General features: G+C 55.3%; 25 protein-coding genes. 12 read left to right on the top strand and 13 right to left on the bottom strand.

Annotated elements, in window-relative coordinates:
• The first annotated feature begins 98 nt into the window (after window positions 1-98).
• The 3 genes from J7394_RS23155 (at window position 99) to J7394_RS19655 (ending at window position 2,272) form a co-directional block, all read left to right on the top strand.
• On the top strand, window positions 99-368 hold the full coding sequence (locus tag J7394_RS23155; protein WP_209255618.1) for a hypothetical protein: 270 nt from the start codon (window positions 99-101) through the stop codon (window positions 366-368).
• Between the two features lie 174 nt (window positions 369-542).
• Complete coding sequence (locus J7394_RS19660; RefSeq protein ID WP_371812092.1) at window positions 543-1,682, top strand: oxidoreductase; 1,140 nt, start codon at window positions 543-545, stop codon at window positions 1,680-1,682.
• Between the two features lie 65 nt (window positions 1,683-1,747).
• Complete coding sequence (locus J7394_RS19655) at window positions 1,748-2,272, top strand: GNAT family N-acetyltransferase (RefSeq protein ID WP_247748312.1); 525 nt, start codon at window positions 1,748-1,750, stop codon at window positions 2,270-2,272.
• Here the strand turns inward: J7394_RS19655 and J7394_RS23150 are convergent, their stop codons facing one another.
• The 3 genes from J7394_RS23150 to J7394_RS19640 form a co-directional block, all read right to left on the bottom strand.
• A complete protein-coding gene (locus J7394_RS23150; protein WP_371812094.1) occupies window positions 2,273-2,728 on the bottom strand; it encodes a DUF6653 family protein in 456 nt (151 codons plus the stop codon).
• A 112-nt stretch (window positions 2,729-2,840) separates the two neighbouring features.
• Complete coding sequence (locus J7394_RS19645; RefSeq protein WP_209255614.1) at window positions 2,841-4,022, bottom strand: NAD(P)/FAD-dependent oxidoreductase; 1,182 nt, start codon at window positions 4,020-4,022, stop codon at window positions 2,841-2,843.
• 174 nt (window positions 4,023-4,196) lie between these two features.
• Entirely contained in the window at window positions 4,197-5,279 is a 1,083-nt protein-coding gene (locus J7394_RS19640; RefSeq protein WP_209255612.1) for a methyltransferase domain-containing protein, read from the bottom strand.
• A gap of 114 nt (window positions 5,280-5,393) precedes the next feature.
• Between J7394_RS19640 and J7394_RS19635 the strand changes: the two genes are divergently transcribed.
• Complete coding sequence (locus J7394_RS19635; protein ID WP_209255610.1) at window positions 5,394-6,422, top strand: GlxA family transcriptional regulator; 1,029 nt, start codon at window positions 5,394-5,396, stop codon at window positions 6,420-6,422.
• 172 nt (window positions 6,423-6,594) lie between these two features.
• Here J7394_RS19635 and J7394_RS19630 read toward each other — a convergent pair whose 3' ends face one another.
• The 4 genes from J7394_RS19630 to J7394_RS19615 all read right to left on the bottom strand — a co-directional run bounded on the left by J7394_RS19630 (window position 6,595) and on the right by J7394_RS19615 (window position 9,516).
• Window positions 6,595-7,509: an SDR family oxidoreductase gene (locus J7394_RS19630; RefSeq protein WP_209255608.1), complete on the bottom strand. Its 915-nt coding sequence runs from the start codon at window positions 7,507-7,509 to the stop codon at window positions 6,595-6,597.
• Between the two features lie 29 nt (window positions 7,510-7,538).
• Window positions 7,539-8,126, bottom strand: coding sequence for an NAD(P)H-dependent oxidoreductase (locus J7394_RS19625; RefSeq protein WP_209255607.1), 588 nt, complete (start codon window positions 8,124-8,126; stop codon window positions 7,539-7,541).
• A 353-nt stretch (window positions 8,127-8,479) separates the two neighbouring features.
• A complete protein-coding gene (locus J7394_RS19620; RefSeq protein WP_209255605.1) occupies window positions 8,480-9,112 on the bottom strand; it encodes a hypothetical protein in 633 nt (210 codons plus the stop codon).
• A 77-nt stretch (window positions 9,113-9,189) separates the two neighbouring features.
• On the bottom strand, window positions 9,190-9,516 hold the full coding sequence (locus tag J7394_RS19615) for a DUF983 domain-containing protein (RefSeq protein WP_247748310.1): 327 nt from the start codon (window positions 9,514-9,516) through the stop codon (window positions 9,190-9,192).
• 38 nt (window positions 9,517-9,554) lie between these two features.
• Here J7394_RS19615 and J7394_RS19610 point away from each other — a divergent pair, with 38 nt between their 5' ends.
• Window positions 9,555-10,226: a TetR/AcrR family transcriptional regulator gene (locus J7394_RS19610; protein WP_209255603.1), complete on the top strand. Its 672-nt coding sequence runs from the start codon at window positions 9,555-9,557 to the stop codon at window positions 10,224-10,226.
• On the opposite strand, the gene J7394_RS19605 is transcribed toward J7394_RS19610, so the two are convergent.
• Window positions 10,216-11,145, bottom strand: coding sequence for a LysR family transcriptional regulator (locus tag J7394_RS19605; RefSeq protein WP_209255601.1), 930 nt, complete (start codon window positions 11,143-11,145; stop codon window positions 10,216-10,218). The two genes, J7394_RS19610 and J7394_RS19605, sit on opposite strands and share 11 nt — an antisense overlap.
• Before the next feature lie 112 nt (window positions 11,146-11,257).
• On the opposite strand from J7394_RS19605, the gene J7394_RS19600 reads away from it, so the two are divergent.
• The 5 genes from J7394_RS19600 (at window position 11,258) to J7394_RS19580 (ending at window position 14,387) form a co-directional block, all read left to right on the top strand.
• Entirely contained in the window at window positions 11,258-12,211 is a 954-nt protein-coding gene (locus J7394_RS19600) for a glutathione S-transferase family protein (RefSeq protein WP_209255599.1), read from the top strand.
• Window positions 12,211-13,149, top strand: a complete 939-nt coding sequence (locus tag J7394_RS19595; RefSeq protein ID WP_209255597.1) for a DMT family transporter — start codon at window positions 12,211-12,213, stop codon at window positions 13,147-13,149. The genes J7394_RS19600 and J7394_RS19595 overlap by 1 nt, the downstream gene beginning before the upstream one ends.
• Before the next feature lie 33 nt (window positions 13,150-13,182).
• Window positions 13,183-13,560: a nuclear transport factor 2 family protein gene (locus J7394_RS19590; RefSeq protein ID WP_209255595.1), complete on the top strand. Its 378-nt coding sequence runs from the start codon at window positions 13,183-13,185 to the stop codon at window positions 13,558-13,560.
• 104 nt (window positions 13,561-13,664) lie between these two features.
• Entirely contained in the window at window positions 13,665-13,880 is a 216-nt protein-coding gene (gene nrtS, locus J7394_RS19585; RefSeq protein ID WP_209255593.1) for a nitrate/nitrite transporter NrtS, read from the top strand.
• Window positions 13,881-13,904: 24 nt separating this feature from the next.
• The gene (locus tag J7394_RS19580) at window positions 13,905-14,387 is read left to right on the top strand and encodes a MerR family transcriptional regulator (protein ID WP_209255591.1); all 483 of its coding nucleotides are present in this window, start codon (window positions 13,905-13,907) and stop codon (window positions 14,385-14,387) included.
• 2 nt (window positions 14,388-14,389) lie between these two features.
• Here the strand turns inward: J7394_RS19580 and J7394_RS19575 are convergent, their stop codons facing one another.
• Together J7394_RS19575 and J7394_RS19570 are read right to left on the bottom strand one after the other, a co-directional pair.
• Entirely contained in the window at window positions 14,390-15,013 is a 624-nt protein-coding gene (locus J7394_RS19575) for a class I SAM-dependent methyltransferase (RefSeq protein WP_209255589.1), read from the bottom strand.
• Window positions 15,014-15,066: 53 nt separating this feature from the next.
• Entirely contained in the window at window positions 15,067-15,918 is an 852-nt protein-coding gene (locus tag J7394_RS19570) for a 3-methyl-2-oxobutanoate hydroxymethyltransferase (protein ID WP_209255587.1), read from the bottom strand.
• A gap of 355 nt (window positions 15,919-16,273) precedes the next feature.
• Here J7394_RS19570 and J7394_RS23145 point away from each other — a divergent pair, with 355 nt between their 5' ends.
• Together J7394_RS23145 and J7394_RS19560 are read left to right on the top strand one after the other, a co-directional pair.
• A complete protein-coding gene (locus J7394_RS23145; protein ID WP_209255585.1) occupies window positions 16,274-16,807 on the top strand; it encodes a Crp/Fnr family transcriptional regulator in 534 nt (177 codons plus the stop codon).
• A 53-nt stretch (window positions 16,808-16,860) separates the two neighbouring features.
• Window positions 16,861-17,793, top strand: coding sequence for a methylenetetrahydrofolate reductase (locus tag J7394_RS19560; RefSeq protein WP_247748309.1), 933 nt, complete (start codon window positions 16,861-16,863; stop codon window positions 17,791-17,793).
• A gap of 63 nt (window positions 17,794-17,856) precedes the next feature.
• On the opposite strand, the gene J7394_RS19555 is transcribed toward J7394_RS19560, so the two are convergent.
• The 3 genes from J7394_RS19555 to J7394_RS19545 form a co-directional block, all read right to left on the bottom strand.
• Entirely contained in the window at window positions 17,857-18,360 is a 504-nt protein-coding gene (locus J7394_RS19555; protein WP_209255583.1) for a DUF1772 domain-containing protein, read from the bottom strand.
• A gap of 66 nt (window positions 18,361-18,426) precedes the next feature.
• Window positions 18,427-19,254: an NmrA family transcriptional regulator gene (locus tag J7394_RS19550; protein ID WP_209255581.1), complete on the bottom strand. Its 828-nt coding sequence runs from the start codon at window positions 19,252-19,254 to the stop codon at window positions 18,427-18,429.
• A gap of 210 nt (window positions 19,255-19,464) precedes the next feature.
• Entirely contained in the window at window positions 19,465-20,079 is a 615-nt protein-coding gene (locus tag J7394_RS19545; protein ID WP_209255579.1) for an isochorismatase family protein, read from the bottom strand.
• Window positions 20,080-20,090 lie beyond the last annotated feature (11 nt).

The raw sequence follows: 20,090 nt of genomic DNA, 5'->3' as shown, positions 1-20,090 counted from the left end.
AACGTCCTTCGGAAAATGCGCGCCTTTAAATGAGATTGTCACGGTTTGCTCCTGTCATAGCCGAGCGCGCGCTATCAGAACTGCAGCCGGAATGACAGTTGGGAGCAGAATTTGCGACAGAACCCGGAAAAATTTATGTGCCGCCAATGCTAAACGGAGCGCTCGCAGGTCTTGTCAGCGTCACGGCTGAACCGTCAATGCCTTCGGTTTCCGGATCTCTGGCGATTGGCAGTGTCGGTGCACTTGTTATGATGATCGCAGCGCACGTTTTGGAATGCACGCACCTGGATGACGCTGTTGGGGAAATCCCTGTCCACCTCGCAGCGGGTACCCTACGTCTATCTTCAGCAGCAAACCTGGTGTCCTAATCCCGGAACGTCATAGTTGTCCGATTCACCTCGGTTCTTTCTGATACAGGCGTTGAGTCTCTATCAACAAAGCCATCCAATTGATCGACTTTCTTCACTGATGGATAAACGGGCACAGGTATGAGTATTCACGGTCACCAACTTTTGGCGAGCGATTTGGAGCTGCCTTGCGGCGTGTTGCTGAAGAACCGAATTGCCAAGTCCGCGATGTCGGACTCCCTCGGAGATGGGCGAGGTAATCCAACAGATCCACAGATCAACCTGTACAGGCAATGGGCCGATGGTGGACTGGCATTGGCGATCATTGGTGAGGTTCAAGGCAATCCCAGCAAAGCTGAGAAGCCGGGCAACTTGGTGTTGAGGGACGATGCAGACCTGCCTCAGTTTCGACGCCTTGCCGCGGCGGGATCAAACAAAAGTGCACAGCTTTGGCTTCAGCTTGGTGATGCTGGCGCAATGGCGCATTCCCCAATCAGTACGCCAAAAGGCCCGAGCGCGCTTGAAGTGGGGGCACTGAAATGTGGTGCGCTTTCTCTGGAAGAGATCAAACGATACCCATCAGACTTTGCCCGCACAGCTCTTTTGGCTAAGCAGACTGGGTTTGGCGGGGTTCAAATACACGCCGCGCACGGGTTCTTGCTCAGCCAATTCCTGTCCCCGCTTTTCAACAAAAGAGAGGATGAGTATGGCGGTCCCATCGAAAACCGAATGCGTCTGATTATCGAGGTTATCTCCGAAGTCCGCCAGCAAGTTGGCCCAGGTTTTCCTATCGGGATCAAGCTCAACGCCTCAGACCAGCTACAAGGTGGGCTCAGCGAAGAGGACGCTCTAGAGGTTATCGCCGCGCTGAACGAAACAAGCCTTGATCTCATCGACATCAGTGGCGGAACTTATTTTCCCGGTGCGCGGGCCGCTTCTGATGCCGTCGGAAAAGGCCCGTACTTCATGGACTTCGCACGCCGCGCTCGCTGTTTGACTTCAAAGCCCCTGATGCTCACAGGTGGGTTCAAGACCTACGAGCAGGCTTTGGATGCCCTTTCTGAGGGTGTCGATTTAATCGGGCTGGCGCGCGCGCTTGTTCTTGATCCATCACTCCCAACCCGTTGGCTCGAAGGCGACAAACAAGCCCTTACTTTCCCAAGGTTCCAAGATCCGCCGGAAGGCGGCGTGACGGCCTGGTACACCATGCGGTTGACTGAACTTGCCGAAGCTCGGAATTTATCTGGCCCTGAATGCCTGTCTGAAGCGATGCGCGCCTACGAGGAGCGAGATGCCGCGCGCGTGAAAACCTGGAACGCCCGCTTCAAAGTTTGACTGACACACATCAGCCGTGTCGGGTCTCGACCTTACGAACTACGATGGCTGGTGCTTTTGACTGAATGAATGAACTTATCGAAGTGATCGCTATGATTGAAACTGAACGCCTGTTCCTTCGCAAACCGCAATCCGATGACCTAGCTGGCTGGACCACCTTCTTTACCTCAGAACGCGCTCGGTTCGTCGGTGGAGGCAAAGGCAAGACCGATCTTGCCTGGCGTGTCTATGCAATATTTCTTGGGCATTGGGCGCTTCATCAAACGGGGCCCTTTGTGATCTGCCGCAAAGACTCTCAAAAAGCGATTGGCATGGCTGGTCCGTGGTATCCAAACGGATGGCCCGAGAAAGAGCTCACATGGTCTATTTGGTCGACTGAAAACGAGGGCCAAGGTTTTGCTGCTGAGGCTGTGACCGCGCTTGGAACTCATGCTTATGAAGACCTGAAATGGTCGCGGGCTGTAAGTTACATTGACCCGGACAATGCGGCATCAATTCGACTGGCTGAGCGGATCGGATGCGTGTTGGATGCGCGTGCCCCAACGCCCGATGACGATCCAACGCTGGTCTATGTTCACCCAAAGGAATAGCTAGCGCGTCGCGCCAAACCCAACCATGTCCTCGAAAAGCCAGACCATTCGGTCCAAGAACCAGAGCTTACCGCCCATCACCGCAATGAGGCCAGCAACAACTGGCCATGGCTCCAAGACCCAGAGCCCCCATGTGAGTGGGATCAGACCAAGACCACTAGCAGCTGCAAGAATATGGGGCATCCGACTGTGACGTTTTGGGATAGGGTCGGTTTTGCGGGCGATCCATTTGCGTTCGCCCAAGACGCCCTTGGACATCCAATTGTCGAGACTTTTCGGTTTTGGGAATGCGCGCGGATTCCACCATGTCCAAAAACAAACCAGCGCCAGAGGAAAAAGGGACCACCACCCAAGCCAAACGCGGCTCCAGATGGCAACAACAAAGAGCGGAGGTATCGTGATGCGGCTCCATCCGCTCCAGGGGTTTGCATGACGCTCCCAAACCTCATCCGACATGGACATAAGGCTCTCAGAAAAAGTGTTCCGGGTCATATTGTTACCTCGAAAAGCGAATGAGCGATGGCGGCGATGATTTCGCGTTCACCGCCAACGCGTCCATCGCTTGCGACTATGCAACAAGCTTGGCCTGAGGCGAAGGCTGATTGCGTACCGACGTCCCGGCCTCGGACAGAATACCGTTTCCGATCCGTTGGGCACCTTTTGCGGCTGAATAGAAGTAACCCTGGAACTCGGGCCTAAAGCCGTTGAACCAAAGCCCCGGCAAGCCCGGAACATGTTCACCCGTCGGATACTTGGGAATGCCGACCTCGTTTAGAACGCCCAGATGACTAAGCAATGGTTCCAATGCAGTTTTGTAGCCCGTGGCGCAAATCACAACATCTGGTTCAAATGTGCGGTAGCAATCAAAAGAGACTCGGTCATCCCAAAACTCCGTAACTTCGCCGACAACCTTGAACCGACCACTTTTGATCGCCGCCACGAAGCCATCGTCGATTGCGAAGGCGGTGCCGTCGGTGGCCAACCGTGTTCCCCCGCCCATTGAGTGCGACGTCAGGCCATACTTCCTCAGATCGCCAAAGAACAAACGTTGGGTCAATGCAAAGGCCGGATCAACCATCCAAAGCGGCATGGCCGCAAAAAGATGGGCCGCGAGGTGCAGCGGGAAACCAAAGACACGTTGCGGTACAATGGAAGGGCCATGGCGAACAGAGATACGAACATCTTTGGGCTTGTGCCGCGCGAGATGGTTCAGGACGTCGCCGCCAGAGTTGCCGGCACCAACAACAAGGACTTTCTTTCCATCATATTGGGAGACGTCGCCAAGGTTGGCGGCATGGATGACTTTTCCTTTGAAACGCTGCAAACCACGCCAGTTGGGAATATGAGGACTTCGGTCACGTCCAGTGGCAATCACCACGTTTGAGGCATCAAAGATGCGGCTGCCAGCCGTCACGCGCCACCCATTGGATGTCGGATCAACGCCCGACACAAGAACTCCGGTCTCAATGCAATCCCGAAGATCAAATGCATAGTCTTTCAGATATTGAACAAGCGTGTCACGCTTCAAATACGCTCCGTCCGTGCGCGGTGCCGGTTTGCCGGGCAGTGCAGCGAATTTGCGATGAACATTCAGCCGAAGCGCCGGGTGACGCTGCTGCCAATTCCAGGCAACGCGGTCAGATGCATCCAAGACGGTTACGGGGATACCCCGGTTCTGCAAGACATGCGCCGTGGCGAGGCCGGTCAAACCGGCCCCTATTATGAGTGTGTGTTTATCGAAATGTTTCATTGCCCATGTCCTATCGAGATCGGTGCAACACCCCTTCGGACAGACCGTCGATCAAGCCGATGTCCCGTTGGATGCTTCTTGGAAGATTTGTGACGATGGGTTTCTTGCTCACGTCGAAGAGACGCTGAAAAATGCGCGTAATCATAAGATGTTCCTCAGATGAATCGATCAATCCTAGCGTCGGGCGACGAAGTAAGCGTTGACTTGATCATGAGGAAGCCGGTGCATCTGCACATCCGCAAACCCTGCGTCTGCGAGAAACTCCTGAGCGGTTTCAACCCCCCACATCGTCCCAAGGCCCGGACCACCCTGGCCAATTGAAATCGGCGTGCAGTGCATCAGCGAGATGGTGAACAACAGCGGTGCGAGCGGGTTTTCCATGTTAGTGACGAGGTCGCGAGAACCGCCGATGTCCTGCATCAGGAATACGCCGCCTTCGTTCAACGAATTGTGGATGGTCTTCACGAGACCAAGCGGGTCTTTTTGATCGTGAACGGCATCAAAGCCGGTTACGAGATCAAACGCGCCAAGCGTTGCAACCGTACTCAGGTCCAGTGTTTTGAAGGACAGGTTGTCCATCCCATCCTTGATTGCCTGAACCCGCGCCTCGGCAAAGGCATCCTCACAAAGGTCTATCCCAGTGAATGTGCTGTTCGGAAACGCGTCGGCCATTTTGAGAAGGGCACGACCACCGCCACATGCGACATCAACAACATCGATGCCGTCTTCCAAGCGCTCGATCAGCCCTGGAACAATGGGCAGGATATTGTCGGTCAGAGGCATGACGGTGGTTTGGTAGCTGTCTTCCGCCATAACTTCGTGGAAGCGTAGAAAGTGGTCGTAGTGAAGTCCGTCACCGCTCACAAAACGCTCGATCATCTGCTCTTCAACCGAAGCCGCCACACCGACGAACTGGCTGGTTACCGCTATGTTGTTTGGAGCGGCAGTGCGCGTCAGGAATGCGGCATGCTCAGAAGGGAGGGAGTAGGTTTGCGCCTTTGGCTGGTAGTCAACGATGCGCGAGGTCACCATGACAGCCAGCCACTCCCGCACGTAGCGCTCGGAAAGACCTGCGGACGCAGCTAGGGCCTCAGAACGGCTCGGAGGTAGAGCCGCCATGGCATCGAATAGGCCGACGCGGTGGCCGAGTGAAATCATGATCGAGGTCGCAGCGTTGGTGATTGTACCGACAAGTTGACCTGCGAAGGCTTCAGCACGCTCAGCGTCAAAGTCGGCGGGCAAGGAAAGATCGTTCATTTGTGTCTCCGTATTTGAATGCGCAAAAGCGCTCAGCTAGAGACCAGTTGCATGATACCGACGAGTCGGTTTAGCCTTCACTTCGACAAAAACGGTTTAAATCGGACATCATAAATGCCAAAGTCATTCGAAACAGTTGTGGTAGGTCTCCCTTGGGCCGGAACTTCGACCGTTTACGCTATTCTAGATGTGCTTGCGTCCGTGGGCCGGGATTGGGCCATGTTACATGGCGAGCAGATGTATCCATCCCCATTTCGGGCGCGTCTTTGCACCCCAGATGGCACTGCCTACCGCGATTTGAACGGCCGTTTGATTACCCCGGAATCCGTGCTGCCCAATCCTTCACAAACCGATCTTGTCATCGTGCCCGACATGCATCTCGACCCGTGGAAGCCTCTTCCAGAGGAGTTGAAGCCAATAGCGGATTGGGCCGCTCAAGTGCATGAAGCGGGTGGTATTGTGGCTTCAGTTTGCTCCGGTGCGTTGCTGCTAGGATTGAGTGGGCTACTCAATGGCGTTGATGCGACAACCCACTGGGCTTACTCGGAACGGCTTGCCAAAGAATTTGAGGGAGTGCGTGTTCGCCGTGAGCGGGTTTTGATACCGGCTGGCGACGGGCATCGGATTGTGACTGCTGGCGGAGCCTCTGCCTGGGCCGATCTTGTCCTTTACCTCATCGCGCATCTTGTTGGATGTGAGGAAGCTCGTCGCATTGCCAAGCTCTATCTCATCGAGCCACATTCCCAGGGTCAGATGGGCTTTGCATCCTTGTCTGCCAGTCGACAACATTCGGACGCCGTGGTCGGTGACCTGCAAAGCTGGATCGCAGTCAACTATGAGCACTCCAACCCGGTACAAGAAATGGCACGTAGGGCCGGTATGACCGAGCGCACATTGCTGCGTCGCTTTCGGGCTGCAACAGGGCAGACGCCAAGCGATTACGTGCAAACCGTGCGTGTCGAAGAGGCAAAGCAGGCTCTCGAGACCTCTGACACGTCTATCGACGAGATCGCGGGCGAGGTCGGTTACGCCGAGCCGTCGGCGTTTCGGACAGCGTTCAAGAAACGTGTTGGGCTGAGCGCCAGTGAATACCGCCGAAAGTGGCAGGCAAAACTGAACCATGCGCTTGGGGACGCAATCTGACGTATTGTTCTGGCTTTAGGAGATAGCGAAGAAGCAGAAAGAATTGCAGTGATAGATCCATCTTTGCTCTAGCGACGGTAGAACTAAGTGAGACACGCCACGGAATCTCGATGGACCAAACACTCCGGCGCTTGACCGGGTCCCTACCCATAGTGGGCGGACTCCATGAAAGTCATGATACCCCCCTTGTCTTGAGAGGCTTCGACTGAATCGGGCTCTGAGTCGCTGAACTCGCGGACACCTGCTCGGCAAAATGCTCTGCCACATGCTTCTCGCCGTAGGACTTTCCAACCATGTCCATTCCCAGTGCCGACAGGAAGAACAGAGCAGGTCCGTGCACAGCGGGCGGCGTCACATATGGCAGCACCTTGAGAGCACCGCGACGAAGGAGGTCTGGGAGATGCGTGATCTTCGCAGGTTTGCCGAGGGCCGTGAACGCAGCTTCAGCTAATTCTTTTTGGGTTAGAACGTCTGGGCCACCGACAGGCACATAGTCGCGCCCGTCCCAAATTGCGCGCGCAATGACTTCCGCCAGATCGGCGCCATCGATTGGGTTTAGCTTAAGATCGCCGGATCCGAACAGAAACACGCGTCCCGATTCAGCCATCTTCAGAAAGTCGCCCATGTCCGAGAAGAAACCAGACGGTGCGATGATGGTCGATTTGATCGGTGATGCTTGTAAGCGATCCACAAAGGCCTGTTTTGCCGCGACCAGCGGAACGTCCTGCATCTTGTGAGCGTTAAGCACGTGGACATAGGCGAAACGCTCGACCTTCGCGGCAACTGCATCGGTAAGCAGGTTGGCGTTGGCTTGATAATCGACATCCCAATAGGAGAGACCATCGCGCTGCCGTGTGATGCCAAGTGTGGTGATGACCAGATTGACACCATCCATCGCGCCGCAAAAGGTGAGAGGATTCGTGGCCTCACCTTCAAATAGCTCTGTGGCGTCGAGCCCAGATTTGCGCGCCGCGTCAGCACTTCGCACGAGGGCGCGGACGTGCCAGCCCATGGACATGTATTGCTTTACAATATGGCGCCCGAGATATCCGGTAGCGCCTGCAACAAGAACGGTCGTGGTTTTCATCTGTCAGTCCTTTCAAAATGTGTTGAGGGTTATGCGGCTTTGGTGCCAAGGCTGCGTGCGTCCGAGAGCCAGCGGCTTACGGTGCGGTCACTGGGGTGACTTGCATCGGCGAACTGTGTGAACCGTGTTGGTTTGATGCCGACAAAGCTGAAGATTTGGCACCGCAGCTGGTTTAGAATCGCGTTGTGGTAGACGAAGCGAAGCAACCAGCTTTTTGTGTCCGAGGTCAGAAGGACCCGGGCAGTCCGACCGCTCAGCATGGGCCTCGGCAACCCAAAGCTCTTCTTGCGCGTGTCGAAGGTCCGGCCGGGAAGAAGTACGCGATCGAAGAGCCCCTTGAGTTTGGCTGGAATACCGCCCCACCACATGGGCGTTGCCAGAACGACATGTTCGCTCCAGGCAAGGTCTTCGAGAACCTGATCAAGAGCTGGCTCTAATGGCTTGGTGTTTTGGTAGCCGCCATTGCCAAAGTCGCTATCAAAGGTGAGGTCGTGCAGGTGGGTCACACGAACCTCGTGACCGGCGGTTTGCGCAGCTTCTGCGTACGCAAGCGATAGGCTTCGGGACAAAGATGTTTCGCCTGGATGGCCGTTGAGAACATAGATGCGTTTTGTCATCGGATCGTATCCTTGGAATGCGTTCAGTTGAGGTCGATTTGGTCTAGGTCCAACCCACAGGTGTCCGTTGGGAGGTCGCGCGGCTCCGGATGTCGGAACAGGTCGTGCTGCCTAAAGAGTGCGTCGAGTTCAGAGGGAAAATGGTTTGGGTTTTGCCGTGCGCGCTTTTGGAGCTCGAGGTTTGATGATGTGATGCCGCATGTAACTTCGGGGAGAGAGTCTCGAGCCGGGCCAATCTCTTTGAAGGGGTCAGGATAGGCGTCCACAGATACCGCCCAGCCAAGTGGAATGAGCATCGTTAAGGTAGTGAGTTTGAAGGTGTTCATGTCACAACTCCCTTTGGCGGACTGATTTCAGGTTTGAGAGGGGGCGTAGGGTTCTTCCTGAACGGCGTGACCTAAGACCATCTTGATGAAGAGGCAGGGAATGAACCATTCGAGGCCGGTGCCCATGGGCAGAAGCGCTTCGGCTGCAATCAATGCTAGTACCGTCAAAAGGGTCGCGAACGGTCTGCGCAGATAAAGTGGTGCTGCAAGAACCACCCAGACAGCGACCTGAAGCAGCGCGTACCAGATGAGAGCATTGCCAATCGAACCGCCCAGAAGAGCTGCTGCGACTATTGGGTGGACATGAATGGCGGTGAACACCCGCACGTTCTTAGCGGCGCGAATGAAGGCACCTTCACCTGGTTTGGCTGGCGTATGGTAGAAGCGCTTGCACGAATTCAGCATATTCGCGACAGCACCGCCGCCGATGTCATAGGCAAAGAAAACCAAGACGGCCCATTGCCAGGCAGAATTTGCTGGTACACCGCTCGCGTAGGCGATCCAGATCAAGAGTGCCGTGACAATGCCTGCGCCTCCGTAGCCCATAAGGCGTTCGGCTGAATTTGCGCCGCTCCCGACGAGCGGGTCAGTCGAGCCGGAATACTCCCATGAGATTTTGTTGGATGGGATAGGTCGTTGCGTTTGGTCAAAGTAGGTCATGTATCCCTCCATTAATGACTGGACATTCGGTCAAAAAAATTAGAAGCCGTGCAATCGCTTGGCCCATTGAAAATCAATCAGAGCTCCTTTGAGGCGGGGGGGAGGATGAGCGACAGCGCGACCGCGAGGGTTGAGAAAACCGTTGCCATCACCGCCGGGTGCAAATCCCAAGCTTTGTAGGCTGGAACAAAGAGCGGAACGAGCAGGTGCCCCACAATGACGATTGTCAGGTAAGCAGGGCCGTCATCGGCACGCTGATGCTTCAAATCGAGGCCGCAGTTTGAGCATTCGGGTGAGACCGCCAGATAGCCATTGAACATGTGGCCTTTGCCGCATCGAGGGCAGGTGCGTTTGAAGCTAAAAAGCATGGCTTGTTTGGTGTCGCGTTCAGCTGTGAGTTCCAATTCGTCTCTCCGAATCGTTTATGACTGGATGGTCAGTCATGTACATATTGAATGACTGGACGTCCAGTCATAAATATGCAAGAACCGCAAAAAACCGAAGTTTAGGTAGGAAAATGCCAAAGGTCGTTGACCGAGAAGAGATGCAGCACGGGATTCTCGATGCTGCCATGCAAGTGTATTCAAAGAAGGGTTATCACGCGGCCACGATCGCCGACGTGGCCGAGGCCGCCGGGTTAGGAAAGGGGACGCTCTACCTTTACTTCAAGAATAAGGAAGCCATCGCCATCGCGATGGTCGAGCGGCATTTCAAGGGTATGGAGGAACGCTTCTTTGGGGCAGAGATGCCGGACACCCTCAGCGATTTTGCCAATAGCCTGTCTCAAACCATGGACATTCCCGACGATCATGCGAAGTTTGTCCGCGTGTTCTTCGAAGTTTTTGGACCAAGTTTCGCGTCTAATGCGTTCAGTGCAAAGGTCGCCGGTTTCTTTGATAGACTGGGTGATCACTACACGGGCCAGATCAAGCACCTGCAGGATTGTGACCAAATTCGGGCAGACGCAGACGCAAAGAAGCTTGGTCGTGTTATCGCCGCTCTGATCGACGGAATGATCTTGCACAAGGGGTTGTTCAGTATCCCGGCAAAGCGTCATGCAGCCATGCGCGGCGAAGCGATCGATATGTTTGTCCGGGGGCTGGTTACCGGGTAGGGGTAATCCCGGCCTCCCGATCCCAATATGGCAAACCGTTCCCCAAGTGATTGGCGAAGAACTCCACAAAGGCGCGCACTTTGGCCGGGATATGTTGGCGTTCCGGAAACACGGCATAGAGCGCCTGTTCCGGCATAGCTAAATCGGACAACACGCGTCGAAGGCGTCCAGAAGCCAAGTGCTTGCCCGCGATGAACGTGGGAAGACGACCGATGCCGAGGCCGGCGATCAATGTCGTGCACAGAGCCTCACTGTTGTTGACCCGAAACTTTCCCTTGGTCTTCACAGCGATCTCACCATCTTCGCTTATGAATTTCCATTCAAGCGGATCGCGCGAATAAGCGTAGTGCAGGCATTCATGGTCTGTCAGGTCTTGAGGATGGACAGGGTTTCCAGCCCGGTCCAAATAGTCCGGTGAGGCGACAAGGACGCTGTGAATGGGGGCCAGCTTCCGAGCGATCAGTGCGGAGTCGGGAAGTGTGCCGGCGCGGAGTGCTACGTCCATACCGGACTCGACGAGATCAACAAAACGATCATCCATCGACAACTCCATCGTGATGCCAGAGTGCTGCTGCAGGAACTCGGGGACGGCTGGAGCAACATGAAGCTGACCGAAGGACATCGGCACGCTGAGTTTCAGATGTCCCACAGGATCGCCTTGTAGTGCAGCAACCGCGTCTTCGGCTTCTTGCGCGGATCCCAGAGCAAGCACGGCATGCGACAGGTAGATTTCTCCAGCTTCCGTCAGGGAAATACTGCGTGTCGAGCGATGGAAAAGCTGCGCTCCGAGATTGGCCTCAAGTATTCCTATTCGCTTGCTGACCGCGGATTTCGTGATGCCGAGCTTGCGCGCGGCGGCGGCAAAACTTCCGTTTTCCGCCACGGCCACGAAGACGGGAATAGCGCTGATTTCGGTCATCTACACGTCTTTGGTCAACTTTTTCTCACCTTAATGTACAAAAGATAACCAATTATCGCGCAATGGGAAACCGCCTACATCGCTTTCAACACCGCGAAGATCGGAGGAAACGATGTCAAAAATGCTGATCAATGGAATATTGCGAGACAAGCCCCCGCAAGCTGAAGGCCGCTTTGTTCGCCTGCCAAGCCGGTTTCGAAGCCGGATTGAAAATGACGCGAATGCCGAGTTTCCGGCAGAACCGAACCGCTACCATCTCTATCTGTCCAAGGCCTGTCCCTGGTGCCACGGCGTCGACCTTGTTCTGTCGATCAAAGGGTTGCGCGACATCATCAGTATTACCTGGATGGACCCGATTATGTCGGAGGAAGGGTGGGTCATCGATCAGTCTGTCTTCAACCCGATGCAAGGCGTGCCGCGCGACCGATATCTTTATGAAGTCTACCAGCGGGCTGCGCCCGATTATACTGGTGTGGTCACGGTGCCCGTCTTGCTTGACCGCAAAACCGGCAAGATCGTCAGCACGGACTCCGCCGATATCATGCGGATGTTCGGGTCCGTATTTTCTGAAGCATCAGGGCCAGAACTTTATCCTGAGAACCTCCGGCCGGAAATCGACCGAATGGCTGATCTCATCCAGGACCCCATTCGCAACGGCGTATACCGTGCCGGTTTTGCAACCGGCCAGGACGCCTATTGTGAAGCGGTCATTGGCATCTTCAACACGCTGGAGGTCCTCGAGGATCTTCTAACTGACCGTCGATATCTCGCTGGTGACGCGTTGACGGAGGTCGACCTCAAGCTGTTTCCCACCCTTCTGCGGTTCGATCCGGTCTATGTGACTCACTTCAAGACCGATCGGGCGCGCATCGCCGATTATCCGGCACTTTCGCGCTATTTGGCAGATATCGCTGCGCTCCCCGGGATGGCCGAAACCATCGATCTGCCCCATATCCGCGAGCACTATTTCCTGAGCCATCGGCACATCAATCCGAACGGGATCGTTCCGATCGGACCGATGTCTCTCTACGCCCTCGCAGCAGCTCCACTTAAGGGGGGCGCGTGATGCCCGATTTTGTTCGATCTGCCTCACCCACCGTTCTGATCATCGCCATTGGATTGCTTGTCGGCCTGAGCTTCACTTTGTCCAAGTTTGTAGCCATCGCTGCCGTGCCGCCACATCTTGCGCTGTTCTGGCAGGTGGCCGCGGCCAGCGCCGCCTTGTTAGGCGTTCTTGTTACAACCAGGACCGTTCCGCAAACAGCACCCCGCTTCCTGGTTTACTACCTCGGGGCAGGGCTGCTTGGCGTGAGCGTTCCAGCACTCATTGGATACCTGGTTCTAGGACATATCACGACCGGCTTCTATTCGGCGTTGGTCACACTGTCACCAATGTTCACATTCGCGATCACGGCGATGGTTGAACGCCGGATGCTGCCGCTTCATCGCCTCCTGGGACTCCTTATCGGGTTCGCGGGGATCAGCCTTGCCACACTTCGCGGCTTGGATACATCTGGGATCGAGCCCGTGTGGATCATTCTGGCGCTGAGCGGCCCGCTTGTTCTGGCGTCAGGCAATGTGTTCCGCAGCCGTGTTTATCCCGTAGGTGCCGACCCGATGCCACTCGCGGCTGGAACGCTGTTTCTCCAATTGATTATGATCGGTGCCGCTCTGCTCCTATCGGGAAAGTTTGTGGACAGTGTCTCGATCGATCCCAGTGCTTTCGCCGCGATCGGCACGATCGGCCTGATCACAGCGATCAGCTATGCGCTCACCTTCGAGGTGCAACGGCGCACCGACGGTGTGGGCTTCTCTCAGGTCGGATATTTCGCGACCCTGTCCGGTATCACATTCGGCGCAATCGCATTCGGAGAAGCGATCTCCCCAGCCTTCATCGTGGCTCTTCTGCTCATCTTCGCCGGACTGGCGATTACCAACGGCCATTTCTCAATCCATCATCTGTGGCGAGGGCCACGATCACGCCACTGCCCTGAATGCCCGTGAAATCTAAAAGCACTTCATCGAAAGGAAAGACCAATGCAAATCCTGGCTCAAAACGCGTCCGAACATACATCACTGATTGCCGCGCTCTACACCGCTGTTGACGAGATGAACGCCGAAGGCGTCGTCGAACAGGTAACCGACGACGTGCAGTTGCAACTTGGAAATTTCGAGCCGCTTTCAGGACGGGCGGCCGTCAAAGACAGCAATGCTGCGTTCTTTGCGACGATCAAGGAAATGCGCCATACCATCAGCGGCATTTGGTCGAGCGGTGACATGGCCATCTGTGACGGCACTGTGCACTACACGCGTTTGGATCAATCAGAACACGAAGTGCCGTTTGCTGCGCATCTTGGGCTGCGGGATGGGAAAATCGCTGACTATAAGGTCTTCGTGGACATCTCGGGGCTCTGAGCTCTTGGAAATCGTTGACGAGCGGCAGTAGATCTGATCGCTCGGAAGGTTTCCATCGAGCGCAATATATCTTACAATGATGTAAGATATTTGAGGAATACAAGATGGAAGTTGCGCTTGCGCGGGAAACGGTGGTTCGATCGTTGAAGGTTTCGCTGATCGTTGGTAGCGCCCTCAACCTTATCAACCAGGGCGATGCGCTAATGAACAGCGAATCCGTAAATATCTTCAAGTGCTTGCTGACCTATGCAGTACCCTATTGCGTTGCTACTTATGGGGCGGTTGCTGCGTTGCGGGCGAGACAAGATCGCTTTGACTAACTGACCAAAGAGTGGAAGAGACTGATGTCGTCTAGCAATAGTGAAAGATCTTACAAGATTGGAGAGCTTGCAAAGCTGTCAGGTCTGAGCGTGCGATCTATCCGAGGGTACGAAGAGATGGGGATAATCTCGTCTATTCGCTCAGAAGGCGGAACGAGGTATTACTCCGAGGCGGGGCTAACAATCGCCAAGCTGGCGCATCGAATGCGCAACCTCAACATTCCGGTGACCACCATTCAAGAGATCGCAACTAAGCGTCGTGACTTCGAAACAGGTGACATGTCGAGTGCGGCAATAACAGATATTCTGGAGAGCTTGTCGGATGAACTCCGTGGCCAAGCAGCTAGAATGCTTGAACTGGAGGACGAAGTTATGCGCACGTTGCGCATCATCCGTGGATGCCGTGGGTGTCAAAATCTGCCTTCGGCTAAAACTTGCCCAGATTGCCCGATGGAGAAAAGCGACGCCAAGACAGATCTGTCTCAAATGATCTGGCACGATAGCTAACCTTACACCCGGAACACCTTGCCAATTAAAGGCCAACGCACTTCGAACGATGTGTCCAGTTTATCCAGGTCGTCCTCTTTTGGCTCCGGCAAATCAACACCAGCGCGCAGTGCGGATTGTAGGCCGGACCAGCCGGCGATGATTTCTTCGAACTGATCCAGAGAGACACGATGACTGCGGTACGCCAGTGCCAATTCTATCCGTTGACCGGGGAGTATAAGATCAGGGTAGCCCGCCAATACGCGGGCGCGCTCTGTTTCCCAATATGGAGCGATGGCGTCAAATACCGAGGCATAGGCGTCCCTGACCGGATCGGGGATCTGCATCTCTCCCCAGCACAGCGCAGCGAATACGCCGCCTGGTCGTATTACCTTAAGTGCTTCTAATAAGTGTTTTTCGTGGTCGAAGTGGTGAAATGCCTGAACTGAGATCAAAAGATCAACACTATCCGTATCAAAAGGCAGACTATTCGCGCTGCCTGTGAATGTTTCAACGTTCTTTGCACAGTGCCCCAAGACAGGATTGACATCTAGTGCGACTGAGCGATCAAACGTCTTGGCCAGGAAGTTTGCGGTGCCAGTTGTACCGGCACCGCAATCCACGCAAAACGTGTTCCGGTCCGACAACCCAGATATCCAGGACAACAATTCCCAAGGGGTCAATGGGTCATCGGAGCAGCTCACATCTTTAACAGGCTTGCCATCTTCTCAGCTTCGCCTTCGTGCATGTGATGCGACAAATCGGGGTTCGGGAATTGGCCACCGTGAGCACGTTCAAAATACGTTGTGTACGCTTTGCGCATCTCACCCATCACGTCGCCGAAAACCTCTCGTTTTGGCGGTATGGGGAAGACCGAACAGCCAATAATGTCGCTTGAGACATGAAAAATTCCGTGCGCATGAGGACCGGAGCCAAGACTTGCAACAGCAACCGGCAAGTTCTCGTAGCACCACTTGGTTAGCTCAACTGAAGTGTGTTCGAACAAGGCGGCGAAAATCCCTGCATCAATGGAGGCTTTGACAAGCTCCAGAATGCTTGCGGCTTCCTCTGCCGTACGGCCTGCAGGAGCGTGGCCGGAGTTCATGACGGCGCGCTCTCCTTGCACCCCAAAATGCCCAACGACCGGAATGCCCGCCGCAACGATGGCGCGGATATGGTCGACGGTTCCCAAGGACGGCTCGATGTGCACGCCATCTGCGCCTAGCTTCACGACCCGGGCCGCATTGCGCACCGACTCTTCGATTGAGATGCAGGCGGTCGTATTGGGCATATTGCAGATAATGAATGGGGAGGACGCACCGCGAAGAACCCCTTCCAGCATGTAAAGCTGCTCTTCAAAATCTACAGTCGCCATAGATTTATGCCCCATCAAACCCATTGGCCCGGGGCTTCCGCAGCACAAAAGATCCATGCCAAGTTCCTCTGCAATTATCGCACTTGGGGTGTCATGACACTCCATCCCAACGATGCGCTCGCCCTTTGCAACCTTCTCGGCCAGATGCTTGAGCCTTGTTTTTCTACGCTTTACCACTTCGTAGTCCTCCCTTTGATAGTGATGACGTGGACACTAGCGCGGGTTGCAGTCGGTTTCTGTCAAGCGGTTGACAGTTTGAAATGCGAGACACTCGAGAAGAGAGTTGACATGGAGTGCTTCATTCATGATCTTACATATGTGTTAGATTTATCCAGCACGCGAGACGACCGTCGTTTGCAAAGTCATAAGAGCGAACGGTTGTGACTGGGTCTTGAAGGGGAGGTCAGGGCATTTGAAGACCCAAAGGAAGATTGAGAGTTTGTGCCAAGGATTGCCGTGGCAGGAATGGGATGCGGTTCTTGCTCACGGACGCCACACAAGAGTGTCTGGTAACGCATGGCTAGAAAATTCTATGGAGGAAGGGGAAACGACTGCTTTGTTTCTGAGTGGCCGCGTAGGGTTGCGCGCGTTGTGCGAAGACGTTGACGGTAAGGAAGCCACCGTTCCCTACTCGGCTCCGGCTGTTCTGTCGTTGACGGACGAGCCAATGCTCGAGAGCGCACATTGGGTGCTAGTGCAGTCAACAGTGTGCTTTTTCACTCCGCAAAGGCTCCTAAACGCATTCACGAAATCACCCAAGTTTGCAAGCAACTTGGTGGCAGTTTTGCATGAACAAGCAACGCACTCCCTGCGTTACACTACAACTAACGATGACGGTCTGCGCCGTCTGACCGCTTCTTTGTTGTCGCGGTCAGCACCATCAGGTGATTGTAAGAGAGAAGTCGTCGCGACGCAGTCCCAGCTGGCGGCTGAAACTGGCCTTTCTCGCCAATGGGTAAACAGGCTTCTTAAAGAGCTTGAGAAGAGAGGCCTCGCTGAGTGTGGGCGCGGACACATCGTGCTTCACAGTCCATCGGGGCTAGAGGCGCTGCCTACGCAGTATTGAGCGGCTCTTAGGCCGGGCACGCACAACTCCTGCACAACGAAACTGGAGCAAAAATGGTCAAAATTGTTGAATGGATTTCCGGGCATCGGAATAGGGAGCTGGACGATAATTGCGAATTCCAGAATTTGTTGTCGAATTTTTCGATTGAAGTGATGCCACGAACAGCGGCAAAGGTTGCGGACTTTCCAGCGATCTTACCTCTACAAACACGCGTCTACGTTGCGCACATCGCGGGTACTTCCATCGAAGACATGGTGTCTACCGTCTCGCGGCTGTCATCCGATGGGTTTTGTGTCATGCCGCATATCCCGGCGAGACTGGTCCAAGACAAACGGACCTTCGCAGATTGGCTGCAGCGGTATTGCGACGCTGGAGCCAATCAAGCATTGCTTTTGGCAGGGGGCGTCTCAGTGCCAATGGGACAATACGAGAGTTCACTTGCATTGTTGGAGACGGGTCTTCTGGACAAGTACGGGTTTGAGCGTTTGCACGTCGCTGGCCATCCGGAAGGAAACCGCGATATCGACCCAGATGGATCGACCACCAATGTCATGCAGGCATTGTTGGCAAAACAGGACTTCTCCGATCTCACTGATTGTGAAATGGCGATTGTCACGCAATTCGCGTTCGAGATTGGACCGATTGCTACTTGGGAAAAAAGTCTGCGTGATGCAGGCGTCACATTGCCCATCCACCTTGGGATCGCTGGGCCTGCCAAACTGCAATCGATGATCAAGTTCGCCATTGCTTGCGGCGTCGGGCCATCTATCCGTGTCTTACAAAGGCGGGCAAAAGATGTGACGAACCTGGTTCTACCGTACGAGCCCACAGAGATTTTGCGTGGCCTACAATCCCATCTTGATACAGAGCAAGGTAGCCTGATCAACCAAGTTCATTTTTTTCCTTTGGGGGGAATTCAACGCGCCGTGGACTTCGTTCGGCAATCTGTAGTTTCTGATCATACTGTCGAGGCAAACTTGAGTTGAACCAGCGAAATGCGCAGCTCCTCAGATGATTTCAGCCAGAGGCCGCGGACTTCTTGGACATTGCTAAGTTAGAAGCAGCTGCTTCGCCAACGGTAGGGCGAAGAGCAACAGCGCCGCTGACACCACACAAGCGGTTGTTCGAACCGAGTTCCAGAAGGTCCAACGAGGTAGATAGGTGCCTTCCCAATAGGCCCGTGTTGCGTCAATCTGGGGATCCATCTCGGCCAAAGCTTCATTCATCGGAACGTTGAAGAAGACGGTCACGCCGAAACATCCGACAAAGTAGATGACCCCAGCGAGCAGCATCAGAATGCCAGGCTGACCACCCAGAACCCAACCGCCGTAGCCCGCGATGAAGAGGGAGACAGGGGCGAGGCCGATAAACAGAACCATGAAGATCCAACGGAACACCTCTCGGTTAATAGATTGCATGGCTTCGACGCCTCCGGCACCGCCGGTGAGGGCGAGCGACCGCATCACAAAGTCGGAAAAGGCCAGAAAGACGCCGCCGACGAGGGCATAGGCGAGGATGGTGAATTGGATCAGGAAAAAAATCGTGGTGGACATGTCATTGGCTCCTTTTTCCCAGAGGAGGCAGGTGGCCCGCGCCACCCACCTCCCGGTGTGTGTGGGTTAGGCGGCGCTTGGCCAAGCGCCTGCAGTCATGGCGGTCTGGGCGAATTCTGCGAAGTCGCGGGGCTTGCGGCCCAGGGCCCGTTCAACCCCGTCCGCTGTATGGGCGTTGCGCCCGTCCAGCGTTTCGCGGGCAATCGCGGTGAAGACGTCGGCGACAAATGTGTCGCCAGAGGCCGCGACATTGGCGTGAAAGTCCTCAAACGTGATCGGCAGATGCCGGATGGGGCGGTCCAAGGTCGCGGTCAGGACCTCTGCCATCTCCGCGAAGGTCATCAGGCGTGGACCAGTGACCTCGTACCGTTCGCCCAGGTGCCCGTCTTCGGTCAGTGCCGCGACAACCACGTCTGCGATATCGTCAATGTCGATGATCGGCTCTGTGATATCGCCGCCGGGCATCGGAAGGACACCGCCCAGAATTGGATCGCGCAGGTAACCTTCGGAAAAGTTCTGCGCGAACCACGCAGACCGCACGATCGTAAAGCCGAGGCCGGAGTTGCGGATCACCTCTTCCCCCATGCTGGCGAAGTGTTCACCCCGACCTGATAGAAGCACGATGTGCTGCAGGCCGGTGTCGAGGGCGACCTTTGCGAAAGCCTCCAGCTTTTCGATAGCGCCGGGGAAGGCCAGGTCGGGGAAGTAGGTGACATAGGCCTTGGAGACACCGGTCAAGATTGGGGCCCAAGTGCTTTGATCTTCCCAATCAAATGAGGTGTCGGACCGCCGCGCGCCGCGACGTACGGGAACACCTTTGGCTTCGAGTTTTGTTGTGACGCGTGATCCGGTTTTGCCCGTTGCGCCGATGACGAGGATAGGTTCGTTTGACATAGTTTTCTCCTGTGGTGAGCCGGGAGCCCGCCCTGTATGTGTGGTTCAAGATGTGGTGTTGCGGTGGCTGCGGCCTTTACAGAAACAGGGCCGCCGCCCATCCCATCGCGATCAAACAAAACAGCGATGTGAAGTAGATCAGGTAGAATTGTATTTGCATGCCCCGGTGCGGATACCTGCTACGGGACGCATAGGTAGAACGATGCATGGCTATGCACTCTCACGGACTTGGCCGACGAGGATCGACCAATCCATGCCCAAAGCACCATAAACCTCGCCGGCCTGATTGCTGGCGTTGTCCGCCAGGATCTCAATCATCAGGCTTGCGCCATCGGCCACTACAACACCCGCTTGGGCGAGCCGGACCAAAGCGGTTTCACGCTTGGTCATGTTGAAGGTGCCGCTGGCATCGACGGCGACGTAGGCCTCGAACCCTTCGCGGACGGCGCGCATTGCCGGGAAGGCTGCGCAGACCTCAAGGGACAGCCCCGCGAAGATCAGTTTAGTGCGGCCTGTGGCCCGAATAGCCTCTTCCACCCGCGGGTCGTCCCAGGCGTTGACCGTCGTTCGGTCGATGAAGGTTTGGCCGGGCAGGGCCTCCTGAAGTTCCGGGATCGCAGGCCCCCAGAGCGTTTCAGAGGAGGTTGTGGTTGTCACGATCGGCAGGCCGAGCGCTTTGGCGGATTTCGCCAGACCGACGATGTTGTGCTTCAATTCCGCGATAGGATAGTCGCGCACGCCGGTCATCAGACCGACCTGATTGTCGACAAGCACCAAAGCGGCATTGTCGCGTGCCAGTGGAGTTGGGTTGTAGGCATTGGTCATTGAATTCTCCT

The organism is Ruegeria sp. R13_0 (genome assembly GCF_017743995.1).
Lineage (GTDB): Bacteria > Pseudomonadota > Alphaproteobacteria > Rhodobacterales > Rhodobacteraceae > Ruegeria.
This window is presented reverse-complemented; position numbering and strand designations above follow the sequence as displayed.

Coding starts and splice junctions, on each gene's coding strand:
- J7394_RS19630 (WP_209255608.1), bottom strand. CDS start 7,509: ATGAAAACCACGACCGTTCTTGTTGCAGGCGCTACCGGATATCTCGGG.
- J7394_RS23145 (WP_209255585.1), top strand. CDS start 16,274: ATGGAGGAAGGGGAAACGACTGCTTTGTTTCTGAGTGGCCGCGTAGGG.
- J7394_RS19545 (WP_209255579.1), bottom strand. CDS start 20,079: ATGACCAATGCCTACAACCCAACTCCACTGGCACGCGACAATGCCGCT.
- J7394_RS19590 (WP_209255595.1), top strand. CDS start 13,183: ATGCAAATCCTGGCTCAAAACGCGTCCGAACATACATCACTGATTGCC.
- J7394_RS19605 (WP_209255601.1), bottom strand. CDS start 11,145: ATGACCGAAATCAGCGCTATTCCCGTCTTCGTGGCCGTGGCGGAAAAC.
- J7394_RS19645 (WP_209255614.1), bottom strand. CDS start 4,022: ATGAAACATTTCGATAAACACACACTCATAATAGGGGCCGGTTTGACC.
- J7394_RS19595 (WP_209255597.1), top strand. CDS start 12,211: ATGCCCGATTTTGTTCGATCTGCCTCACCCACCGTTCTGATCATCGCC.
- J7394_RS19635 (WP_209255610.1), top strand. CDS start 5,394: ATGCCAAAGTCATTCGAAACAGTTGTGGTAGGTCTCCCTTGGGCCGGA.
- J7394_RS19640 (WP_209255612.1), bottom strand. CDS start 5,279: ATGAACGATCTTTCCTTGCCCGCCGACTTTGACGCTGAGCGTGCTGAA.
- J7394_RS19600 (WP_209255599.1), top strand. CDS start 11,258: ATGTCAAAAATGCTGATCAATGGAATATTGCGAGACAAGCCCCCGCAA.
- J7394_RS19580 (WP_209255591.1), top strand. CDS start 13,905: ATGTCGTCTAGCAATAGTGAAAGATCTTACAAGATTGGAGAGCTTGCA.
- J7394_RS19550 (WP_209255581.1), bottom strand. CDS start 19,254: ATGTCAAACGAACCTATCCTCGTCATCGGCGCAACGGGCAAAACCGGA.
- J7394_RS19610 (WP_209255603.1), top strand. CDS start 9,555: ATGTACATATTGAATGACTGGACGTCCAGTCATAAATATGCAAGAACC.
- J7394_RS19560 (WP_247748309.1), top strand. CDS start 16,861: ATGGTCAAAATTGTTGAATGGATTTCCGGGCATCGGAATAGGGAGCTG.
- J7394_RS19555 (WP_209255583.1), bottom strand. CDS start 18,360: ATGTCCACCACGATTTTTTTCCTGATCCAATTCACCATCCTCGCCTAT.
- J7394_RS19655 (WP_247748312.1), top strand. CDS start 1,748: ATGAATGAACTTATCGAAGTGATCGCTATGATTGAAACTGAACGCCTG.
- J7394_RS19620 (WP_209255605.1), bottom strand. CDS start 9,112: ATGACCTACTTTGACCAAACGCAACGACCTATCCCATCCAACAAAATC.
- J7394_RS23150 (WP_371812094.1), bottom strand. CDS start 2,728: ATGTCGGATGAGGTTTGGGAGCGTCATGCAAACCCCTGGAGCGGATGG.
- nrtS (WP_209255593.1), top strand. CDS start 13,665: ATGGAAGTTGCGCTTGCGCGGGAAACGGTGGTTCGATCGTTGAAGGTT.
- J7394_RS19625 (WP_209255607.1), bottom strand. CDS start 8,126: ATGACAAAACGCATCTATGTTCTCAACGGCCATCCAGGCGAAACATCT.